This is a genomic window from Legionella lytica (genome assembly GCF_023921225.1).
In the GTDB taxonomy this organism is placed as follows: domain Bacteria; phylum Pseudomonadota; class Gammaproteobacteria; order Legionellales; family Legionellaceae; genus Legionella; species Legionella lytica.
Window position 1 is genome coordinate 1,240,728 of sequence record NZ_CP071527.1, and the last position, 21,884, is coordinate 1,262,611.

Below are 21,884 nucleotides of genomic sequence, written 5' to 3' on the forward strand. Positions count from 1 at the left end.
ATCACTTAAGATATTACATAAAATAATTTTTATAAGTATATCAATTTCTTATATTTAAGATGAAACTAAAATCATAAAATGTACTTCCTTTTTTGGGGGATACATCATAAAATGTGCTGTTTTTTTAAGCAGTGCTTATTGAGTTGTATGGTGCAATGAGTAATATTTAATGATTGGATGTAAGTACAAATACACTTAGCAAAGTCCAGAGAACAGTTAAAGGAATTATTATGCCTATTGTTAAAACACTTCCTGTGGAGACCCACGATAATCAATTAATACGCATGCATTGTGCATTTGCTCATGCACAGATGAATTTGGCTTCATTTTTTCATGTTCATAAATTAAAGCCTGGTGATGAGATTCCGCAGGACAAAGTAATCAAATTATTTGGAACGGTTGATAGTGCAAGTGATTTGGCTTATGAATGGACTGCCTTAATGATTCTAGGCCAATTGTCAGGTCGTCACGGTTTTTCTGCCAAAAATCTTGTAGTACGTAATTTGAACGATATAATGGGTGAAAAAAATGAAAAAGGATTTTTCGATCCTAAAAGCCAGCTAAAGAAAAAATTCTTTGGTTATGACTACACGTCCTTCAACTCTGGGTCTTTGTACGAAAAAGTATTTAAGCCACTTCTCACTCCTTATGATAAATTGTATTTCGAAGATGAACGTGAAAAACCTTTTGGATATTTTCTGCGTCTAGAGGAAGTTGATAGACTTAGAGAACTTGGAAAAGATCAAGAAGTTGAAAAACTAAATAAGCATCAGATTGCACTTCGGGACGTTGTGAAATTACACATGATACAGTACATCATACAAGTATATTTCAAGCAGGTTGAGGACCAGCCCTGGCTGAAATATCAGGCAGTTAATGATGCTATGTGTCGTAATTTACACAATATGGGGTATGTAAAATTAGCCTTGATGATATCCTGTCTTAATCTAGACAAGATTACGAAACTAAGTTTAAGTCACATGCAATTGGGGGCGTTTGGTGAAGCGGGAGTTTCTCTCATAGTGAGTGCATGTGAGGGAATAAAAGAGATTGTTCTAGATAGTAATGCCCTACATCGTTTAGATCCAACTGGAAAAGCAAATCATTCTCAATTATGTAATGTACTTCGCCAAATACCTGCTAACGTGCTTATTGTGTCTTTATGTAACAATGGACTTTCGAGTTTTAATAAGACAGAGCTAATGGAAATCATGCAGGCTATACCGTCAACGGTTAAAGAAGTCCTTATAAACTTTAATGGTCTTGATCCCGAATTAGAACAAGAGCTTTTAAACAGTAGGGGGCAAAAAACGACACCATTACTCAAGCCTACACAGCCGCTGAAAAACCAGAAGCCTAGTCTGGAGAAATCTAAGGAAGCAAAACCGAAAGAAGAAAAGCCAGTAAAAGTTAGTTCTTACGGACAAACAACATTTGCTCCAAAACCACAGCCTACCTCATCTTCTTCTGCATCAAAAGATGAGGCAACTACATCCTATGCCTCTGCCAAAAGACAGTGATCTTTTGTATTGAATTCCCGTGGCTTGCCCACGGGAATTACGCCACTTTATTCCTCCATAATCAATGCGATGTAAAACACCTTGCTGAGTAGCTTATTGATACATTGTGTTGTTTTTACCCATCTTGTTTGTTCGCTCAAAAAAATTACAAATAATTTGCCATAAAAGTGGGATTTTCGCTTGACGGGTGTAGAAATGTGTTCCTATAGTGTATAAAAGTGGAGTAAAATAATAAAAAAGTGGAGAATTGTGGAGGTGCATGCTTCCACATAAAAAGAGAGAACCATGTTTCGGGGAATAAACGCCATCACCATAGACACTAAAGGACGCCTAGCGATACCTACGCGCTATCGTTCTGCCTTAGGTGCTGAGGAGAAAATTCCTTTGGTAGTGACCATCGATACCGAAGAAACCTGTTTGTTACTCTACACCGCAGCACAGTGGCAAATTATTGAAGATAATTTACAGAAATTACCTAGCTTTAATGCAGCTGCGCGCAGAATCCAACGCTTGCTTATTGGGCATGCTACCGATATTGAAGTAGATGCAAATGGTCGGGTATTACTCCCTACTGTTTTAAGAAATTATGCAAAGTTGGAAAAAGATGTGGTGATGATTGGTCAAGGAAATAAATTTGAGGTTTGGAGTAAGGAACTTTGGGATACCCGACGCGAAGAGTGGTTGGCCGAGGAAAGTTCAGGTGATTCTGGACTACCCGAAGAAATGAAAACGTTTTCTTTGTAATGGAAACAAAAAATGGCAATGCATCAATCAGTGCTACTCAGTGAGTCAATAGATGGTTTGGCTATTAAAAGTAGCGGTATTTATTTTGATGGAACTTTTGGGCGTGGTGGCCACAGTCAGAAAATTTTGAGTCATTTGGATGCCCAAGGTCGTTTGTATGCGATTGATAAAGATTTAGATGCGATTGCTCATGCAAAAGAACGTTTTGGCCAAGATCAACGCTTCCATATTTTTCACGGCTCTTTTGCTCAGATAGAGGAGTTTGCTACTGAGGCAGGAGTGTTAGGTAAAGTAGACGGTATTTTGTTGGATTTAGGAGTATCTTCACCGCAGATCGATAACCCGGAGCGAGGATTTAGTTTCATGCAACAAGGTCCTTTGGACATGCGCATGGATCTATCACAGCCCATGAGTGCTGCTGATTTTGTCAATAATGCTGAAGCAGATGAAATGGCGGCAATTTTTCGGTTGTATGGTGAAGAGCGTTTTGCTGGACGCATTGCGCGGGCAATTGTTGCCGCGAGAAGTAGCGCACCGATTACCACAACATTGCAGTTGGCAGAAATAGTAAAGGAAGCAAATCCCAAGTGGGAAAAGCATAAACATCCAGCAACCCGAGTGTTTCAGGCGATTCGCATTCATGTGAATCAAGAGTTAAATGATTTAAGTAGTTGTCTAGAACAATGTCTTAAGGTATTGGCACCAGGAGGACGATTAGCAGTAATCAGCTTCCATTCTCTTGAAGATCGCATTGTGAAACAATTTATGCGTGATAAAGAGCAAGGGGATAGACCACCGCCAGAAGTACCAATTCGTTATGAAGAGTTAAAGACAAATTTTAAGAGAATAGGTAAAGCAATAATGCCGCAGGAAAATGAAGTAAAAGAAAATGTCAGAGCTAGAAGTGCCGTACTCAGGATAGGGGAGAAATTAGCATGAACGCTGCAGCGAAAGTGATTAATCAAGGTACTTTATTTAATGGTCAACTGGCAGATATGCAGATGTCAAAGTCATCATATGTGTTAATCATATTAGTAGTTGCCGTATTAGTAAGTGCATTGGCCGTGGTTTACAGTACGAACTCATATCGTTCGACGTTTAGCCAAGTAGAACAACAAGAACAACAAACTCATTATTTGCAATTACAATGGGGACAATTGTTGCTTGAGCAAGCAAGTCTTGCGACTCCGGCCCGGGTAGAAGAATTAGCTAGTGATAAGTTAAGTATGGTTCTACCAACAACTAAAAATACTTTTTGGTTGCAAGGGCAGATTTAGAAAAGAATTTACAAAATTTGTAGGTTGGACCATGGCCCAATATGGAATTCTAGTGTGGTTCTATGTCTTGTTGTTGGGCTCTAGCCCAACCTGCATTTTGGTTTAAATAGTAAAAGATTGTCGTCATTACGAACAAAGAAAAACAAGCCAGTAGTGAAAACTTAATGAAGCCTCGTCTTCGGAGGCTATACCCCGGCCCATGAAGAACGATTAGGGTCTGGAAGTTTTCGTATTAAGCGAGTACCATCACGACTTATTTTGTGACCGCTTAATACTAGGAACATAGCGTGGGTTGAAAAACCAGCTAAAAATTTCATTTTAAGCATCAGGATTGTCATGCTGTCTGTTCTGAATAAGGACATTATATGCAAATCATCAGGTCAAGATTAAACAATAATAATAATTTGAGTAGTTGCCTATGAAAAGATCACGCCATCTGAACAGACTGGTTATTGTCTCTGCGTTTTTTATTTTACTAACGCTTATTTTGATTTGGCGAATGATTGATTTGACCGTATTGCATCGACAGTTTTTGCAAGGCCAGGGCAATGCACGCAGCTTACGTACAGTGGATATTCCCGCTTATCGTGGCATGATTACTGACCGTCATGGTGCACCTCTTGCTATAAGTACTCCTGTCGAGTCTGTTTGGGTTAATCCTAAAGAGTTCTCTCCTGATGAAGAACAATTTATGTCTTTAGCCAAGTACTTGCATTTTACTCCCAAGCAATTAAGCAGAAAAATAGTTGATGCACAAAATGATAATCGTGAGTTTCTTTATTTACAAAGACAATTACCACCAGCGTTATCAAAGCAAATTGAAAAATTGAAAATCCCTGGGGTTAATTTTCAGAAGGAATTTAAACGTTATTACCCAGATTCTGACAGTATTTCTCAATTGTTAGGATTCACCAATGTGGATGATCAAGGCTTAGAAGGCATCGAGCTAGCTTATCAGGATTGGTTAAAGGGTGTGGTTGGGAAAAAACGAGTTATCAAAGATCGTCTTGGCCGCATTATTGAAGAGTTAAATGTGACTAAGGAACCTCGTCCTGGTCGTGATATAGTGTTAAGTATTGATAGACGCCTGCAATATTTGGCTTATAGTGAATTGGGTAAAACTGTAGAAGAGTTTGGTGCAAAATCAGGCTCAGTAGTGGTGGTAGATACCGAAAATGGGGAAATTTTAGCGATGGCTAATGTGCCTTCTTATAACCCCAATTCGCGTGGACGTTATGATAAGGATACCTATAGAAATAGAGCGGTAACAGATACGTTTGAGCCGGGTTCTGTTATGAAAACCCTGAGTATTGCAAGTGCTTTGGAAACCGGCTTATATACCCCATCAACAATTATTGATACTAACCCCAGTTGGATGTCGGTGCATGGTCATGTAGTTCGTGACGTACATAACTATGGGGTGCTTGATGTAACGGGAGTTTTGCAGCATTCAAGTAACGTTGGGGTGACTAAAATGGTATTAGCCAGCCCACCCGAACAATTAATTGGCTTATTACAACGTTGTGGTTTTGGACAACGCACAGAAAGTACCTATCCTGGTGAAAGTGATGGAAGTATTGTTAAAGTAAAAGATGCGAACCCCTTTGTTTTGGCAACTCTGGCCTTTGGCTATGGTCTATCGGCAACGGCATTGCAATTAGCTAAAGCCCATATGATTTTTGCTAATGATGGCCGTTTAATTCCGGTTACTTTAATTCATAATGATCCCCCAACTGCTGGTGTGCAAGTAATTAAACCGGAAACTGCAAAGCAAGTTTTGGCTATGATGGAGGCTGTATTAGGAAAAGATGGTACAGGTAAATCGGCTAGAGTGCCTGGATATCGAGTAGCAGGTAAAACAGGAACTGCACGTGTGGCAGGTAAAGAGGGGTATAAAGTTCGCAAATATACGGCAAGCTTTATTGGCATTGCGCCTGTTTCCAAACCCAAATTTGTTGTAGTGGTCATTATTCATGAGCCCTCTAAGAAAGGTTATTATGCTGCTGCAGTTGCTGCTCCATTATTCTCAAAGGTTATGATGGGTGCCTTACGACTGTTTAATATTCCTACAGATGAGGCGATAAGTTAACGTCAAAAATAGTGGAAATACTATGAAACTAAGCCAATTATTAGCACCTTGGACAAAACAAAAAATTGTTGATTGTACAATTACCGGTATTCAAAATGACAGTCGACAGATTCAGCCAGGTGATTTGTTTGTAGCTTATCCTGGTGCGGCTGCGGATGGACGTTTATTTATTCATAAAGCCGTAGCGGCAGGTGCTGTAGCGGTGATTTTTGAACCATTTGATTTTCCCTCAGATGTGATTGCACCTGACGTTCCCTGTATTGCTATTCCTGAGCTGGCTAGCAAATTAGCTTATATTGCTGAAGCGTTTTATGCGAATCCAGGCGAGGCATTAACCTTTACTGGAATTACCGGCACGAATGGAAAAACAACTATTGCGTATCAACTAGCTCAGGCTCATTCTTTGCTTGGACAAGCTGCTGCGTATATTGGAACCATCGGGCAGGGAGAAGTACATCATCTAAAACCTTTAGATAACACCACACCTGACGCACTATTTTTACAAAAACTATTTGCTCAATATAAGAACCAAGGCTTAAAGCAAGTATGCATGGAAGTATCATCTCATGCTTTAGCACAACATCGTGTTGATGCGATTGAGTTTAAGCAAGCGATTTTCACCAATTTAACGTTAGATCATTTGGACTACCACCATACGATGGAAAATTATGCTGCAGCAAAGGCAAATTTATTTGCGCGAGAATCGTTACAGTGGGCGATTATCAATCAGGATGATGAGTATCAACAGTTCATGGCTGCAGCAGTAAAACCGCATGTGAAAAAGTTAAGTTATGGTATGAGCAAGGACTGTGATGTTAAAGTACTTAATTGGCATATGGACATCAATGGAACGTCTATTGATGTGCAGTCTCCTTGGGGACAACATCAACTGCACATTAAAGCTTTAGGCGCATTTAATATCTACAACAGTTTAGCGGTATTTAGTAGTTTATTAGCCTCTGGCTATGCGTCTGAAAAAGTGGTGCAAGTTATGTCTCAATTGAAAGCGGCTCCAGGGCGGCTAGAAATTGTTAGCAGTGCTCCTTATGTACTTGTTGATTATGCTCATACTCCTGACGCCCTAGAGAATGCCTTAGTGACCTTAGGGCAAATAAAAAAGGGTAAGCTATGGGTTGTGTTTGGTTGTGGGGGCGATCGCGATAAAAGTAAGCGTCCAGTGATGGGGAAAATTGCCAGCGACCATGCGGATCAAATTGTTATTACGAGTGATAATCCACGCACTGAAGATCCACAAACAATCATTAATGAAATTGCGGTGGGTGTTTCCCGGTCGGCTTCTGTGAAGCAATTAGAAAATCGTGAAGAGGCGATTGCCTATGCACTTAAGGAAGCGCATGAGGACGATATTATTTTGATTGCGGGTAAAGGGCATGAGGCTTATCAGCAAATTGGTACGGTCAAGCATGCCTTTTCGGATCAGGACGTTGTGCGACGGTTAAGAGGGCGCTGATTGTTTTTTATCAAATGGAGGTTGGGACATGGGCTCAATTCTACGGGTGAAAGGCGCCTAACAAAGCTTTAGTCTCTGTATCTAAACCGGCATTCGCATAAAGCTGAAAGTCATGACGTTTCTGATGTTCTTTTCTTATCTGCAAAAAGGTTTCCTCAAGATTTTTAGCGTGCTTTAAATACAAGGTTTCTTCAATTGGATTATACAAAGACAAAATCTGTTCATGCCATGTTTTATTAGGCTCTAAATGCACTATTTCACGCATTGCAGGGCTAGCAAACTTGGGTAATGGTAATTCAGCAATTTGATGCAGTACTTCGCTAACCATGTTTACTGCTCTATATTTAGCCTCAAGGCTGTGACCAGCAATATGAGGTGTGCATAATGTGGCTTTTTCAATAATGTTTGGATTAACATTCGGCTCATCGAGATAAACATCGGTACAGTAAATGAATTTATCGCCAAGATTAAGCAAGGCACGCTCATCAATTATGCCCCCGCGGGCCGCATTAATAATGACGCAGCCAGGTTTTAAATTGGCAAGGAACTGTTGTTCAATTAAATTCCTACTTGGGTGAGGTTTTGCATCATGTAATTCGGCATGAACGCATAAAAGATCGACCTGATATAAATCTTTAAGCTGAGTAGTTAACCCTTTAAGTGGGTCATAAACAACAGTAGCAAATCCTCCAGCTTCCAATCGTGCTTGAACTCTTGTTCCCACTTCGCCAAAACCAATAATTCCAGCACGTTTACCCTTAATAAGTTGTTGCTGATGCAAATAAGCCAGGGAAGAAACAACATAATCGGCAACAGCGCGAGCATTGCATCCTTTCGCATCAATGACTTGGATATTTTGAGTGACTAGCCATTGTTTATCCAAATGATCACTACCACTGCTGGCTGTTGCGACATAACGTATGGTGTGGTTCTTTAATAGATTGCGATTTACTTTTAAATTAGCTCGGCACAAAAGGACATCTTGTCCCACAAGTAGGGGAGCTATTTCTTCTGGTCGAGTGTAACGTGTTAGGCAAAAGGGCTCAGGAAACGCTTGGTCCAGTCCTGGTAGTGAAGCATCCGCTAAAACCTTCATAATTGAAAAATGGAAGTTAATACAAAGAGTCCCATACTAATGAGCGGGGTCATAATGTAGTTTAGAATTCCTGTGATCATTAAAAGGATAAGAATATAAAATCCATAGGGCTCTATTTGTGCATAGGCCATTGCTTGTCTGGGGGGTAAAAGACTCATTACTACTCGACTACCGTCAAGTGGAGGTAAAGGTAATAAGTTTAATGCAGCTAATACCAGATTGATAATCATTCCCGCGCGAGCGCTCATTAACAGAAAAAGGGCTGGCATGGAGGTTTCTGGATGAAGGATGGTTGCAATTTTAAACGCAGCCGCCCATAAAAAAGCCATAAAAATATTTGAAAATGGCCCTGCAAGAGTGACGAGAATCATATCTCGCCGCGGGTTTTTAAACCGGCTCCAATTAATCGGCACAGGTTTTGCATAGCCAATTACGAATTGGAAACTCGTTAATACACCAACCACGATGGGGATTAATATAGTACCAACTAGATCTATGTGACGAATTGGATTCAAACTTAAACGTCCGAACATTTTTGCGGTAGTATCGCCGCAAAGGTTTGCAACATAGGCATGAGCAGCTTCATGTAGCGTGATAGCGAGCAAAACGGGAAGAGCCCAAATGCATATCTGCTGGATTAACGTAAATTCTGGCATTAAAAACTATGTGCTAGTTAGTGTATGATGATTTTAACGAATTGTGTGTTGTAATAACAAGTAAAATAAAAAAATACGGCTATACCCCGTAGTTTATGGGTGATATTTTCATTTGAAAGGTGATAAGGATGTCATTAATAAATAAAATTTTGGGGCGCCCCTTGGCATCCAGCCTGCCAAGAAACAAGAACTTACACTAATGACCGGTGTACCCGCACTGGGTTTGGATGCGTTATCATCAACAGATGATGTTACTGCACTTTTTATTGAATACAAGTGCTTCCGATGTGACTCATTTGAAATATATTTAGACAGAAAAAATTGAAGCATCTGCAAAAAAGTTAAAAGTTACTGTACCTCAGTTGGAAATTATTAAATCACCTTATCGTCGTATTTATAAACCGGTGCTTAATTATATTAAAAAAGTGAAAAAACAAAGGACAGACAGGATTATTGCGCTTATTATACCTGAGTTAGTGGAACCAAAATGGTATGAGTATCTGTTACATAATATTCATGCACCAGGGTTACGTGCGTTATTATTTTTAGAGCGTGATGAGCGAACAGTAGTGATTACAATACCCTGGTATTTGCGTGAGTCTGTATTGAAGTTGAAGCGCTCACATGTGGATGAGGACAGATAGTTTTAAATAGGTTAAGGAATTTGATTGATGACACAATTTGAAAAAACATTTGAGTTTATGAAAAAACCATGGGTTATTTTGCTTTATGCAATTTTGGTTATATTGTCCTATATTTTTGTTGATAAGAACTTGGCTACTTATTTTCATCAACTTGATTTAAGAACAAATATACATATTTTAAGTATTTTGACCGCATTTGGACAATGGATTGCTTACATTGTTTTATTTCTTGCTGCTGCACTATATTTTCGGTATGTACGCACTAATCCCGTATTTGAAGCAAGAGCATGGTATTTATTGGGTTGTGTTTTTTTTGCCAACTTAGTGTGTTTTGTGTTGAAAGTTGCTTTAAGTCGAGCTCGTCCTGATTTATTGTTTAGCAGCAATGAGTTTGGTTTTTATTGGTTTAAGCTGAACAAATATTATTGGTCCTTTCCTTCAGGACATACTACAACAGTAGTTAGTTTGGCTGTAGGCCTTGGTGTTCTGTTTCCACGTTATTTTTATGCTGTACTTGCAGCGGGGCTCCTAGTCGCGGCGTCTAGGGTATTATTGTATTATCATTATTTAAGTGATGTGATGACCGGCTTTTATTTAACGTTGTTAGTAGTAGGCTTTTATACTCATTATCTTAAACAAAAAAATTGGTTTGAGGAAAAAGGCTGCATTGATTCAAAGCCTTTAATTTTAAGCGGACAAGAATCATAGGGACTGTTAATCATTTAACTCGTTTGAAAAGTATAAACAGGCTCTGATGATTTCACCTAAGAAGCGTAATTGCGCTTCTTAGGTTTCAAGGAGTGATTATGACTATGGAAGCTAATTTGAAATCTTTAGTTGAGGTCTATGCTAAATTTGATCAAGAAAAAGGGATTTATATCAATAAGAATGAGTCGCTTACTCCTTTAAATGAGCTTCCGTCTTTAGATGGACTTGTTATTGAACACAACTCTCAGAATGGAATTCATATTGGTCCTGTTGATGGTGAACAACCTACATATCCTTCCCTTATTGTGGAGCAGGAATCCCTACCCTCGAATAACAATTTAAGCGAAGAGCAACTATTTAATTTAGAGCGCTCCTTTAATTTATTGCTGAATCAATGTTTATTGCATGATGGTGCGGAAACGGAACGAATAGCGGAAAACTATAATAAACTGCTTTTGTTGTTTGAGACCCCGGCTGATTTATTACCGGAAGTAAAGTGGCTGGAACAGCAATTATCTAAAGGCGTAAATGATGGTTTATGTAAACGAACTTTAACTGATTGCTATCAACGGTTAGTTACGCCATCAAATTATAAAGAGCTTACATTTGGTGAAATAACGAACCAGGATGATCTTAAGAAATGGTTAGAAAATTTATCATCAAAGGCTAGAACTTATAATGAACGAAGTTTATATAACAGCCTTTTAGGCTTATTAAACGAATCGGTAAACTATTACGATGAGATTGGAAAGGTTAAACCTACCGCAATCAAAGCCTTATTATCGTTTATTCCTGTACTTTTAGTAAGCATAGGTACTCTTGCTTTTGCAGAAGAGTTACTGGCTATTTATGCATTATATTTTATTGTGCTAAAAGGAGGGGAGTATATTGGCAAAACCAATATTTCTGAACTGCAATCATTTGGTGGTACGGTGCAACAAGTAACCTCTGTTACTGCGGCAACTACTACCGCATTGCTTGTTCGCTTAATGGAATTGATTTTTTGGAGTTCTCGCCAATGTTACATGGCGACATTGCAAGTAGGCTGTACTGTATTGGAACCACTTTTTTCTGGAACAGATTCTGATGCGGTTGAAAATATAGAAGAAGCTTTACTTAAGGCTGGTGAAAATAAGGACGCGGGATTGCTTTTTAGAAACTATCAGTTAAAGCTTATAGTTGCTCCTATCGAAATTCGGTGTTCCTCATTAAAAGAGCAATGGTTTTTACGTCATCGTACTGGGGCTGAAAAAGACCGGGTTCTAACTCGGTTTTTAACTAAAATGCGTGAGCTGGATCAAAATCATGATCCTATCGAAACAAAATTAGAGGCAGCTCAGCGATTAATTGTTAAGTTAAAAGAAAATAAAATGGTATATGAAGAAGGGCGTTATACAGGACCTGCAATTAATAAGGCAGAACGCTTTCTCCAGTTTTTTATCAATAATCCATTGGCGATGATGGATGGTAAGGCGACGGAATGTGTAGGTAGCTCTTCGCTATGATAGGTAATATTGTAGCTTGTATTAGTGCAGTGTACTACAGGATCTAAACCTAATACGGACTACATTTTAAGTGGGGCACTGCCCCACTTTAAGCTTTGTTTTTATGCAATAATCTATAACTTAATCGCAATTTCCCCTTGAATTAGCCCCCAAAACTCTGGCAAGATGCTTTTGTTTTGATTTTCCAGTGAGGAATTATGAAAATTCTCGTTGCAGTGAAGCGTGTAATCGATCCCTATGTAAAAATAAGGGTCAAATCGGATAATACCGGAGTTGAAACACAAAATATCAAAATGGCAATGAATCCATTTGATGAGATTGCTGTCGAAGAAGCACTACGTTTACGTGAAAAAAATTGGGCTACAGAAGTAGTGATTGTGAGTATTGGTACGGACAGCTCACAAGAAATTCTACGTCACGGATTAGCGTTGGGTGCTGACCGGGCTATTCTCGTGCGTACACCCGATTCTTTGGAAAGTTTGAACATTGCTAAAGTATTGAAAAAGATTGTTGACGAGGAAAAACCTTCTTTAGTCTTAATGGGAAAGCAAGCCATTGATGGTGATAATAATCAAACCCCCCAAATGCTCTCCGCTTTATTAAATTGGCCACAAGCCACTTATGCTTCCAAGCTGGAAGCTAGCACTGATCATCTTGAAGTAATCCGAGAAATAGATGGTGGCTTAGAAACAATTAAAGTTCAATTGCCAGCGATAGTAAGTACTGATTTGCGCTTGAACGAGCCACGGTATGCCAGTTTACCTAATATTATGAAAGCAAAACGTAAGCCTTTAGATGTTATTGAATTAGATAATATGGGCTTAGCACTGAAAAAACATATTGAAGTGATTCAAGTTACCGCACCTGCTGCACGTAGTGCAGGAAAAAAGGTAAGCTCAATAGATGAGCTCATTAATGAATTACAAAATCAAGCCAAAGTGCTTTGATAAGGAGAAAGGATGAGCACTTTAATACTTGTTGAACATGACAATCAAACCATGCATCCCGCAACTCGGAATCTTTTGTCTGCTGCACAGCAGTTAGATGAGGAAATACACCTGCTGGTCGCAGGACATCAATGCAAAACAGTAGCAGAGCAAGTGGCAGCACTTTCTGGTGTGCATAAGGTCTTATATGTAGATAAGTCTTGTTACGAGCATCCACTAGCAGAACAAATGAGTAATTTGGTGTTATCACTTGCCAACTCATTTAAAGCCATATTAATTCCATCCAGTACTTTTGGTAAAAATATTGCTCCACGCGTTGCCGCTTTGCTTGACGTTGCGCAAATTTCGGATGTGAGTAAAATTCTTGATGGTTCTACTTTTGAGCATCCTATTTATGCAGGGAACGCCATAGAGACGGTGCGAACTCTTGATGCCATCAAGGTGATAACTATTAGAACGACAGCATTTGATGCGGTAACGGCAACCCAGACAGCCTGTTCTATTGAAGCACTAGACAATGAGTTTATTGCTCAAAGCAGTCAATTTATGAAGCATGAACTGAGTAAATCCGAGCGTCCAGATTTAGGCACAGCTAAAATAGTTGTTTCTGGGGGTAGGGGATTACAAAGCGCTGAAAAATTTAAATTAATAGAGGAATTAGCAGATGCTTTAGGCGCTGCAGTGGGGGCATCACGTGCTGCCGTTGATGCTGGATTCGTTCCCAATGACTATCAGGTTGGACAAACCGGAAAAGTAGTCGCCCCGACGCTTTATATCGCCGTAGGTATTTCAGGAGCAGTACAGCACTTGGCTGGTATGAAAGACTCGAAAGTGATCGTTGCTATTAACAAAGATGAAGACGCTCCAATTTTCCAAATTGCAGATTATGGATTAGTTGGCGATTTATTCGAATTAGTACCACAATTAATCGCGCATTTAAAAAATAAATAAAAGTTAGGCTCTGCGGGCATTTTGTAAGCCAGGAGCATTTGGACCCAGTGGTAATGTAAATAAGGTCTATAAAAACAGTTTATAACACAGTAAAAGGGAGTAATTATGTTAGTAGGTGTTCCAAAAGAGATTAAGCCACAAGAGAATCGTGTAGGTCTTATCCCTTCAAGTGTTAGGGAAATCATAAGAGTTGGTAGCGCTGTTATCGTTGAAAAAGGTGCTGGATTAGGAATTGGTATTTCTGACGACGATTACAGCCATGCTGGTGCTGAGGTTGTAGACAGTGCGGATGAAGTATTCGCTAAAGCGGATTTAATTGTTAAAGTTAAAGAACCTCAACCTATTGAATGCAAACGCCTTCGCGAAGGACAAACTTTATTTACTTATTTACATTTAGCTCCAGATCCACATCAAGCGCGTATGCTGAAAGAATCTGGCGTCACGGCAATTGCTTATGAAACTGTAACTCAGGATGATGGTGGTTTACCTTTATTGACCCCAATGTCGCAAGTTGCTGGTCGCATGTCTATTCAGGCTGGTGCTCATTGTTTAGAAATGGCCCAAGGTGGAAGTGGTGTTTTATTAGGTGGTGTTCCTGGTGTCGCAGCAGCTAATGTTGTCGTTATTGGGGGTGGGGTTGTAGGTACCAATGCGGTACGTATGGCTATGGGTATGGAAGCGCGCGTCACTGTATTAGACCGCTCGTTACAACGCTTAAATGAATTGGATTTCCAATTCGGTTCCAAGATTAATACAGTTTATTCTACTTCGGATGCAATTGAACAGTATGTATCTCGAGCTGATTTAGTGATTGGTGCGGTATTAGTTCCTGGTGCTGCGGCTCCAAAGTTAGTAACCCGTGCGATGTTAAAATCCATGCGCCCTGGTTCTGTATTAGTGGACGTGGCAATTGACCAAGGCGGTTGTTTTGAAACAAGTCGTCCTACGACACACCAAGAACCAACTTATGTTGTGGATCAAGTTGTTCATTATTGCGTTGCCAACATGCCTGGCGCAGTACCAAGAACCTCGACTTTTGCTTTGAACAATGCAACCTTACCTTTTGTGTTAAGCATTATTACCAAAGGTACGAAGCTGGCTTTATTAAATGATCATCATTTATTAAACGGCTTAAACGTGCATCAAGGTAAAATTACGTTTGAAGCGGTTGCTCGTGATTTAGGTTATGAGTATACGCCTGCTGCGATTGCTTTAGCTGGTCGCTAAGGTTTATCTCTGCTTATTTTTCGATGTGCCGCAGACAAGTACGGCACGTCGAAATTTTCTTATTGAGGATAATAAATTGAAGCCTCATCTGGCTTATGACTATCAGTTTTCTCGCTATTTGAGTTTTGCGCCGCTAATTCAGAGCTTTTCGTCTGATTGGCAGAGGGAAATAATATATGGCGCAATGAACGCGGAGGTTTAAACTCTTTTAGCATGGATGGTTCAGGTTTCTCGTCAACAACGCCATCATGGCAGACCATATACAGCGGCACACGACAAGGTTGTCCATTACTTAATAAGTACTCAGAATAGATTACATAACTTAAGGGATAAAGTATTCTCAGATCATCTGAAGTCATTTGTTCTGGTTTAGGTGGTTTTTTCCATGTAACCGTTTTTGTGTTGTTGAAGAAATTTAAATGGTTAAGTGTCAACACCATGGTGGTGTTAAGCTGCGCCTTGCTTAACCTCTGTAAGCGTGTAGCTGGCGTGTGATGGCCTAGAAATAAGTTATCTTCGTCACCTGGCTCCTCTTCATCTCTAAGCGGTTTCATTTTTAGTAACATGGTGGGTGCAAGAATTTCAGGATAATTTTGCCATTTAAAAACCTCAGTAATGAATGGTTTCTTGGTCCCATCAGCGTGAATAGTGCTCCAAGAAATTTCGATTTTTGGATCTTTCTCATCATAATAGATTATTTCATCAATAATAAATTTCATTAGTGCATACCAATTGATCAAAATAAGTCCAATTATAATAACGATAAGATTTAATGCAAATGGTTTTAAAACTTATTTTTAAATAGGGTAAACTACTTGTTTTTGATATTAAGGATAATAATGAAAAGATTTTTTTTACTCCTGATGGCTCTAAGTTTTAATCTTTCAGCAAATCAATTGCCAGTTAAAGATAAATTAATTGTCACAAACTGTATGTATCAGAAGTTAGCAAATTTAGCGATCTTAATTACAAGGACAGATAAATATACGCTAATTGAAATTGAAATGAATGATCAAGTGGTTAACGTGTTACGTGGTAGTCGACGTGCATGTGGAGGCTTTTTAAATATTGAGCCCTATAAAAAATTGATGCTTCAACAACAGATTAATGAAAATCAGTTATTAATTAATCTAACCAACTCTCGAACTACTTTTAGGCATGATGAATATCGTATAAGGCATGATGCTCAAGTTACGCCATTATTGAAGCAAATTGATAGGAGTAATCTTTGGGGATATATGCAGCATCTTACGAGCTATGTTAATCGTGCGGCAAACTCTCAAACAGGTGTTTTGGCTGCACAATGGTTTAAAGACCAAATCGATTCTATGGCAAAAGATTATCATCGCAACGATGTTCAAAGTTATTTGGTCGCAACAGGTAAAAAGTATAAGCAGCCTTCAGTGGTAACGGTTATTGGTAAGGAAAAACCTGGTGCTGCGGTAGTAATCGGTGCACACATAGATACGCTAAAGGGAAATATGCCAGGGGCAGATGATGATGCTAGCGGAATCGCAACCATTTTGGAAGTATCCAGAATGCTTTTATCTTCAGGAATTAATTTTGATCATCCCATTTATGTCATTGCTTATGCGGCAGAAGAGCAGGGTTTGGTTGGTTCTGGTTATGTTGTACAATCATTTTTAGATAAAAAAACACCTGTCAAAGCAGTTCTGCAATTTGATCAGGCGGGATTTAGAGCCAATCCAAAAGACAATACGATTTGGTTATTGGATGATTATGTGGATTCTAAGTTGACTAAATTTTTGGCTAATTTAACTACTCATTATGTAAATATTCCTGTTTCTTACACTCATTGTGGTTATGCTTGTAGTGATCATGCAAACTGGCATTTAAATGGATTTCCTGTGTGCTATCCATCGGCGGCTACCTTAGATGACGATAATGATAATGTTCATACATCTAATGATCGATTAGAGACAATCAGTCTGGATCATTTAGAAAATTTTGCCAAATTAGGTTTGGCTTTTGTTGTTGAGTTGGGCTTGAATTAAAAATTAGAGACTAAGATAGTAAAAGTAAAATTACCGTATTACGAACGTAGTAAAGCAATCCAGGGTTCAATGCTTCGAAATCCTGGTTTACTTCGCTACTATGTTTTGGCAATGATTGGGTTTTGAGTGCTATTCGTTTTGCACTATCATCAATTTAAATACGCATCTCGCAATTGCCCTGAATTAAAAGTTTTAAGCATTTTAATTGCTGCTTGGGGATTATAATTACCTTTTGAGATTCTTTATGGATAATAAATGCATCATGTTGCCGCGGGGTACGGTTTTTTCCCTGTGGGGTTTGATTTAGTGCTAAATCACGTAAAAACTCAGAACGTGGAGTTGTATTTTTAATAATTCAAAATCTGATTGATAAGTAAATCCAGGCATCTGATGGTCAAGACCAAATTTTATATTATAAACGTTGGTCAGTATTTTTGAGTCGCGCATCGTGTCATTGAAATGATGAATAAAGAGGTGTAATAACTCAAGCTCAGATAAATAAATTTGATTAATTGAGGCACCATCTAAATGAGTGCCGAAATGATAATAATCGGTACCACCTTCATTAGCTTAGTACACAGTAAACAAGTATCTTTTCCCTGTGTAGATGTGCAAGGAAACTTAAAACCGGAGTTTGCTGATAGCAACTATGCGCAATCGGGTATGGAGAATAAAATTGTTTGTACTCAAGATACGGAACAAGGCAATGTATTTGTGGTTCAAGCAGTTAAATCAGCAACATTCCAGTTAGAATGGGCGAGGAGGTAAATTATGACAAAAGAACTTCAAAAACGGCTTATTAAAGTACTTCCCTATGATAGTCACTGGTCAGGACAATTTACAGAAGAAGCCCAATTGATCCAAAAAGCCTTAGGACCTAATTGTATCGAAATTCACCATATTGGCTCTACTTCAGTACCAGGTTTAGCTGCTAAGCCTATTATCGATATGATTCCGGTTGTTTGGGATATTACGCAAGTTGATGCCATGAATCCCTTAATGATTGAATTGGGATATGAGGTCAAAGGCGAGTCAGGAATGCTTTTTCGCCGTTTTTTTCAAAAGGGAGGTACTCAACCCTCGTTCAATGTTCATGTATTTGAGCAAGAGAGTGCTGAAATTGAACGGCATGTAAAATTCCGTGATTGGATGCATAAGCATCCCAAAGACCGAGATGCTTATGCTCAGTTAAAACAAAATTTGGCCCAATTACATCCTGATGACATTAGTGCATATTGTTTTGGTAAAGAAGATTTTGTTTCCCAGATTGATAAACGAACCGGGTGTGTCGGTTTGAGGGTAGTAAACGCATTAACTCCTCGAGAATGGAATGCCATTCGTCATTTACGCCAATTTTATTTTTTTGACCGGGTGGGCCTTGCTGATCCTTATACCTGCACCTTTGAGCATGGTGCGCATCTGCATTTTGTTTTGTATCAAGGTACTGAAATCATTGGTTATGCTCATTTACAGCTCTGGCCTGATGCTCGAGTTGCGGTGCGAATTCTTGTTGTTGATGAAGCCCAAAGAAATCATCGTTATGGGCAGCACTTTTTGCTCTTATGTGAGCGTTGGCTTAAAGAACAAGGATATAAAAGTTTGCATGTGGAGGTTTCACCAAAAGCATTAGAGTTTTATCAAAAAAATGGGTACAGTAAGATGTCATTTAATGATCCAGATGGCTATGAAGGTGATCCTCAGGATACGGCTTTAGGGAAGATTCTAAACTAATTGTTTATTCAGAATGAATGAGATAATTGTAGAGGCAAACAGAGTTTGCGCTACTTCCGCTGTTGGCTTCACAGCCCAATCTAAATCAAGAAAAGTATGGATTTATAGTGAAGGAAAATTAATGATGAGAAAAAATGGATTTTTGCTTTTACTTATTTGCAGTGTTGTATTTAGCGTTCGCCTCTATGCTACAACCATACATATCAATAACCGTTTTATTTCTTATACAGAAACAGGCCAAGGAACGCCCTTGGTATTAATTCATGCTTTTCCCACAGATAAGCGTTTATGGGAACCTCAACATGAGGGACTTAAGCAACAATTTCGAGTAATCAGCTTAGATTTATGGGGGTTTGGTGAATCTTCTTTGGTTGACGGAAATGCAGTGGCCATGGCGGATTATGCTATGGAAGTTAAAGAATTATTAGATTATTTACACATTAAGAAAGCGATTATTGGTGGAGAGTCTATGGGGGGCTATATTGCACTCGCCTTCTTAGAACATTATCCGCATCACGTGGAAGGGTTAATTTTATCGAATACGCAAGCAATTGCCGACAGTGATGAAACAAAAGCTAATCGTGAAAAAAGTGCTGTCGACGTATTGGAAAATGGTACTGAGAAATTGGTTAAGGGGTTTATGGAAAAAGCGCTAGCCCCTACGGTATCAGAACAAACTAAAGCGGTTCTTTCTCACATTTTAACCATGCAAAAATCCACTGCCCTTGCTTCTGCTTTACGCGGTATGGCATTGCGCAACCCAATGCTCGAATTATTGGCAAAGACTGCAGTACCTGTTTTAATCATCACTAGTGAGCAAGATAAAATTATTTCCCCATCACAAAGTGAGCAGATGCGGCTTTTGGCCAGCAATAGCCAACTGGTTGTACTGGCAAATGCAGGGCATTTATCTAACTTAGAGCGGCCTCAGGAGTGGAATAGGGCAGTTAATGAGTGGTTCTCTCCTTAGGGGATGAGAACCATACTAAAAGGGTATTTGGCTAAATTTTAAGGTTATACATCTAAAAGGCACAGTTGTGTTTAAATTTTTTTCACAACGTGAAAAATTGTTCAATAATTTTATGATAATTAATTGGGTTGCATTGCGTTTTAAATATCAAAACAGGTTACTCCCCCAAAATGCATCACATAGTCCTTTTAGGCTTGCTCAAAACGTCGTTCATGGATAGTGAATAATATCGTGAAATCGAGCGATCTCTGTAGTGGTATTACGATAGCCATGCGGTTGGCTTGCTTCAAAACGCAGACCGTCCCCTTCATGGACTGTTTGCCATGTATTATCAATTAAAATGTCCATAACGCCCTCTAGAACGATAACATGTTCAACAACTCCATGCTTATGAGGTGGGGATAAATGTTCACAACCAGGTAATAATTCAATAACAAACAATTCAAAATTTAATTGGCTATCAAAAGGAAATAGAGTCAATACCCGAATTTTTTCATCACTAGGGAGAAGTTGCTGGGTTTTGCCTGCTCGATAAATGGGTTCATTGAAATGAGTTTGTAATTCCTCGATAAAAGAGGAGAACGAGGTTTGAAAACCACTGGCAATTTTCCATAAAGTGGCAATGGTTGGGCTGGATTCCTCTCGTTCTATCTGACCTAACATTGCCTTGCTTACCCCGGTGGCCGCTGCAGCTTTATCAAGGCTCCAACCACGTTCTTTACGTAAATTTTTTAAAGTTAGGGCAATGTGCTTGTATAAATGTTCCATAAAAATCATCGTGCGCTATAGCGCACATAGTTAACTTAGGTTATTATGCGTTAAAGCGCACAATTTGTGAAGCAACATGATCTGAGGAGTTTATAATGGCAGCAGAGCAATTTAAGAATAAATTGGTAGCCGTACTGAACAAAAGTATTGAGCCTGGCAAAGTGATGAATGCTTTGGCACATATGTGTATTGGACTGGGTTCGGCTATTGGTCAAGAGGAGTTGCGTCTTACAGATTATTGTGATGCTGATGGCGGCTCTCATCCCTTTATTTCCGAAATTCCCTTTATTATTTTGGCTGATAGTTCCAATAAAATTCGAAAGTTGCGTGCTGAAGCAAAAGCCCAGAATATTTTATGCAATGATTTTACCGATACAATGACTGTTGGTACTTATCAAGAGCAAATAGAACGCACTGCCCAAGCGAAAGAGGAGGGGTTAATCTATTACGGGATCGTATTGTTTGGCGATTGGGATAAGGTAAGTGAATTAACTCGAAAGTGTTCTCTTTGGCGGTAAGTCATATGAAAAAAATTTTTTGGGAAAACCCGTACCAACATTCTTTAGTAACCAAGATAGCATCAGTAGAAGGACAACGCATTTTATTAGATGAAACGATAGCATTTTCTTTTTCAGGAGGGCAAGAAAGTGACAAGGCGTGGATTCATGATTATCCTGTTCTTAACTCTGAGTTCGCGGAGAATCTGATTTATTATACTTTACCAAAAGAGCATAAGCTTGCTGTTGGTGATGCAGTAAGCATGCATATTGAGTGGTCACGACGATACCGATTGATGCGTTTGCATTTTGCCGCAGAATTAGTGCTTGAGTTGATAACGAGAAAATTAGATGCGCAAAAAATCGGCGCACACATTGCTGAATCAAAAGCACGAGTAGACTTTATTTTTAACCAAAATATATCATTTATTTTTTCTGAACTCTTGGCTGACTATAATCGAATAGTAGAGGAGGATCGGCTTATTAAAACTGGATTTTTTGATGTGACGAACCAACGACGTTATTGGGAAATAGAGGGATTTTCTCGCGTTGCTTGTGGGGGAACTCATGTAAAATCTACGGGGGAGGTTGGGGCTATTAATTTAAAAAGGATTAATATTGGCGGTGGAAAAGAGCGTATTGAGATAAGGCTTGCTGAGCCTGATTTGGGTTATAAAATGCGTCTAAGCTAATTAAATCGTTAAAATACAAAAGTGCTGCTGTAAGAAAAGGGACCAGCATTTGAAAATTGCCATTAATACATTAAATGCCGCTGTTTTATTTTGGATAGATACTCGCTGAGCGGTTTTGATACTTAAGTCATCGATCTGTTTCTCAAGACGATCTGCATGAAATTGCTCCCCACCCTCAATAGCTATTTCTTCTGCAAAATTACGAATGCCTAGCAGATTTGTTCTCAAAGAAAAAGAATTTGGGGTTACACAACCCGAATGTGCGGTGTTAGCTACCTGTACTGCATCAGGTATTCCTCATAGTCGGGTGGTGGCTATTCGAGAAATAAAAACGATAGCATTCTATTTTTTACACAAAAAGGAACGCGCAAAGTTA

At 39.1% G+C, this 21,884-nt stretch carries 23 protein-coding genes; 18 read left to right on the forward strand and 5 right to left on the reverse strand.

The annotated features are described in order from the left end of the window. Window positions 1-230: 230 nt before the first annotated feature. The 6 genes from J2N86_RS05510 (at window position 231) to J2N86_RS05535 (ending at window position 7,101) form a co-directional block, all read left to right on the forward strand. The gene (locus tag J2N86_RS05510; protein ID WP_252581499.1) at window positions 231-1,520 is read left to right on the forward strand and encodes a hypothetical protein; all 1,290 of its coding nucleotides are present in this window, start codon (window positions 231-233) and stop codon (window positions 1,518-1,520) included. Window positions 1,521-1,805: 285 nt separating this feature from the next. Then, window positions 1,806-2,264 carry a division/cell wall cluster transcriptional repressor MraZ gene (mraZ, locus tag J2N86_RS05515; protein WP_252581501.1) on the forward strand — a complete coding sequence of 153 codons (459 nt, stop codon included), beginning with the start codon at window positions 1,806-1,808 and terminating at the stop codon, window positions 2,262-2,264. A 12-nt stretch (window positions 2,265-2,276) separates the two neighbouring features. Further along, a complete protein-coding gene (rsmH, locus tag J2N86_RS05520) occupies window positions 2,277-3,203 on the forward strand; it encodes a 16S rRNA (cytosine(1402)-N(4))-methyltransferase RsmH (RefSeq protein WP_252581504.1) in 927 nt (308 codons plus the stop codon). Continuing rightward, window positions 3,200-3,541 carry a cell division protein FtsL gene (gene ftsL, locus J2N86_RS05525; protein ID WP_252581507.1) on the forward strand — a complete coding sequence of 114 codons (342 nt, stop codon included), beginning with the start codon at window positions 3,200-3,202 and terminating at the stop codon, window positions 3,539-3,541. The genes rsmH and ftsL overlap by 4 nt, the downstream gene beginning before the upstream one ends. A gap of 418 nt (window positions 3,542-3,959) precedes the next feature. Then, complete coding sequence (locus tag J2N86_RS05530; RefSeq protein ID WP_252581510.1) at window positions 3,960-5,630, forward strand: peptidoglycan D,D-transpeptidase FtsI family protein; 1,671 nt, start codon at window positions 3,960-3,962, stop codon at window positions 5,628-5,630. Between the two features lie 22 nt (window positions 5,631-5,652). Continuing rightward, a complete protein-coding gene (locus J2N86_RS05535; RefSeq protein ID WP_252581513.1) occupies window positions 5,653-7,101 on the forward strand; it encodes a UDP-N-acetylmuramoyl-L-alanyl-D-glutamate--2,6-diaminopimelate ligase in 1,449 nt (482 codons plus the stop codon). A gap of 40 nt (window positions 7,102-7,141) precedes the next feature. Here J2N86_RS05535 and J2N86_RS05540 read toward each other — a convergent pair whose 3' ends face one another. Both J2N86_RS05540 and J2N86_RS05545 read right to left on the reverse strand, forming a co-directional pair. After that, the gene (locus J2N86_RS05540; RefSeq protein ID WP_252581516.1) at window positions 7,142-8,197 is read right to left on the reverse strand and encodes an NAD(P)-dependent oxidoreductase; all 1,056 of its coding nucleotides are present in this window, start codon (window positions 8,195-8,197) and stop codon (window positions 7,142-7,144) included. Continuing rightward, a complete protein-coding gene (locus tag J2N86_RS05545; protein ID WP_252581519.1) occupies window positions 8,194-8,853 on the reverse strand; it encodes a site-2 protease family protein in 660 nt (219 codons plus the stop codon). Before J2N86_RS05545 ends, J2N86_RS05540 begins: the two co-directional genes overlap by 4 nt. 362 nt (window positions 8,854-9,215) lie before the next feature. Here J2N86_RS05545 and J2N86_RS05550 point away from each other — a divergent pair, with 362 nt between their 5' ends. From J2N86_RS05550 to ald, 6 genes are all read left to right on the forward strand, one after another. Continuing rightward, window positions 9,216-9,497 carry a hypothetical protein gene (locus J2N86_RS05550; protein ID WP_252581522.1) on the forward strand — a complete coding sequence of 94 codons (282 nt, stop codon included), beginning with the start codon at window positions 9,216-9,218 and terminating at the stop codon, window positions 9,495-9,497. Window positions 9,498-9,524: 27 nt separating this feature from the next. Then, window positions 9,525-10,205, forward strand: coding sequence for a phosphatase PAP2 family protein (locus J2N86_RS05555; protein ID WP_252581525.1), 681 nt, complete (start codon window positions 9,525-9,527; stop codon window positions 10,203-10,205). 98 nt (window positions 10,206-10,303) lie between these two features. Beyond that, complete coding sequence (locus J2N86_RS05560; protein WP_252581528.1) at window positions 10,304-11,710, forward strand: J domain-containing protein; 1,407 nt, start codon at window positions 10,304-10,306, stop codon at window positions 11,708-11,710. Window positions 11,711-11,907: 197 nt separating this feature from the next. Beyond that, window positions 11,908-12,657: an electron transfer flavoprotein subunit beta/FixA family protein gene (locus tag J2N86_RS05565; RefSeq protein WP_252581531.1), complete on the forward strand. Its 750-nt coding sequence runs from the start codon at window positions 11,908-11,910 to the stop codon at window positions 12,655-12,657. A gap of 12 nt (window positions 12,658-12,669) precedes the next feature. Further along, the gene (locus J2N86_RS05570) at window positions 12,670-13,608 is read left to right on the forward strand and encodes an electron transfer flavoprotein subunit alpha/FixB family protein (protein ID WP_252581534.1); all 939 of its coding nucleotides are present in this window, start codon (window positions 12,670-12,672) and stop codon (window positions 13,606-13,608) included. A 105-nt stretch (window positions 13,609-13,713) separates the two neighbouring features. Further along, on the forward strand, window positions 13,714-14,835 hold the full coding sequence (ald, locus tag J2N86_RS05575) for an alanine dehydrogenase (RefSeq protein ID WP_252581537.1): 1,122 nt from the start codon (window positions 13,714-13,716) through the stop codon (window positions 14,833-14,835). 59 nt (window positions 14,836-14,894) lie between these two features. On the opposite strand, the gene J2N86_RS05580 is transcribed toward ald, so the two are convergent. Continuing rightward, window positions 14,895-15,554, reverse strand: coding sequence for a hypothetical protein (locus J2N86_RS05580; RefSeq protein WP_252581540.1), 660 nt, complete (start codon window positions 15,552-15,554; stop codon window positions 14,895-14,897). A 120-nt stretch (window positions 15,555-15,674) separates the two neighbouring features. On the opposite strand from J2N86_RS05580, the gene J2N86_RS05585 reads away from it, so the two are divergent. The 4 genes from J2N86_RS05585 to J2N86_RS05600 all read left to right on the forward strand — a co-directional run bounded on the left by J2N86_RS05585 (window position 15,675) and on the right by J2N86_RS05600 (window position 19,551). Further along, window positions 15,675-16,850 carry a M20/M25/M40 family metallo-hydrolase gene (locus tag J2N86_RS05585; protein WP_252581543.1) on the forward strand — a complete coding sequence of 392 codons (1,176 nt, stop codon included), beginning with the start codon at window positions 15,675-15,677 and terminating at the stop codon, window positions 16,848-16,850. Window positions 16,851-17,390: 540 nt separating this feature from the next. Beyond that, on the forward strand, window positions 17,391-17,618 hold the full coding sequence (locus J2N86_RS05590; protein ID WP_252581545.1) for a hypothetical protein: 228 nt from the start codon (window positions 17,391-17,393) through the stop codon (window positions 17,616-17,618). A gap of 3 nt (window positions 17,619-17,621) precedes the next feature. Next, entirely contained in the window at window positions 17,622-18,581 is a 960-nt protein-coding gene (locus tag J2N86_RS05595; RefSeq protein ID WP_252581548.1) for a bifunctional GrpB family protein/GNAT family N-acetyltransferase, read from the forward strand. A 121-nt stretch (window positions 18,582-18,702) separates the two neighbouring features. Next, window positions 18,703-19,551, forward strand: a complete 849-nt coding sequence (locus J2N86_RS05600) for an alpha/beta fold hydrolase (RefSeq protein WP_252581550.1) — start codon at window positions 18,703-18,705, stop codon at window positions 19,549-19,551. A gap of 210 nt (window positions 19,552-19,761) precedes the next feature. Here the strand turns inward: J2N86_RS05600 and J2N86_RS05605 are convergent, their stop codons facing one another. Further along, window positions 19,762-20,319: a helix-turn-helix domain-containing protein gene (locus J2N86_RS05605; protein ID WP_252581552.1), complete on the reverse strand. Its 558-nt coding sequence runs from the start codon at window positions 20,317-20,319 to the stop codon at window positions 19,762-19,764. Window positions 20,320-20,414: 95 nt separating this feature from the next. On the opposite strand from J2N86_RS05605, the gene J2N86_RS05610 reads away from it, so the two are divergent. Further along, window positions 20,415-20,837: a DUF2000 domain-containing protein gene (locus tag J2N86_RS05610; RefSeq protein ID WP_252581553.1), complete on the forward strand. Its 423-nt coding sequence runs from the start codon at window positions 20,415-20,417 to the stop codon at window positions 20,835-20,837. A gap of 5 nt (window positions 20,838-20,842) precedes the next feature. Continuing rightward, entirely contained in the window at window positions 20,843-21,508 is a 666-nt protein-coding gene (locus tag J2N86_RS05615; protein WP_252581554.1) for an alanyl-tRNA editing protein, read from the forward strand. Here J2N86_RS05615 and J2N86_RS05620 read toward each other — a convergent pair whose 3' ends face one another. After that, window positions 21,509-21,736: a hypothetical protein gene (locus J2N86_RS05620; RefSeq protein WP_252581555.1), complete on the reverse strand. Its 228-nt coding sequence runs from the start codon at window positions 21,734-21,736 to the stop codon at window positions 21,509-21,511. It abuts the gene before it with no gap. Window positions 21,737-21,884: the final 148 nt, after the last annotated feature.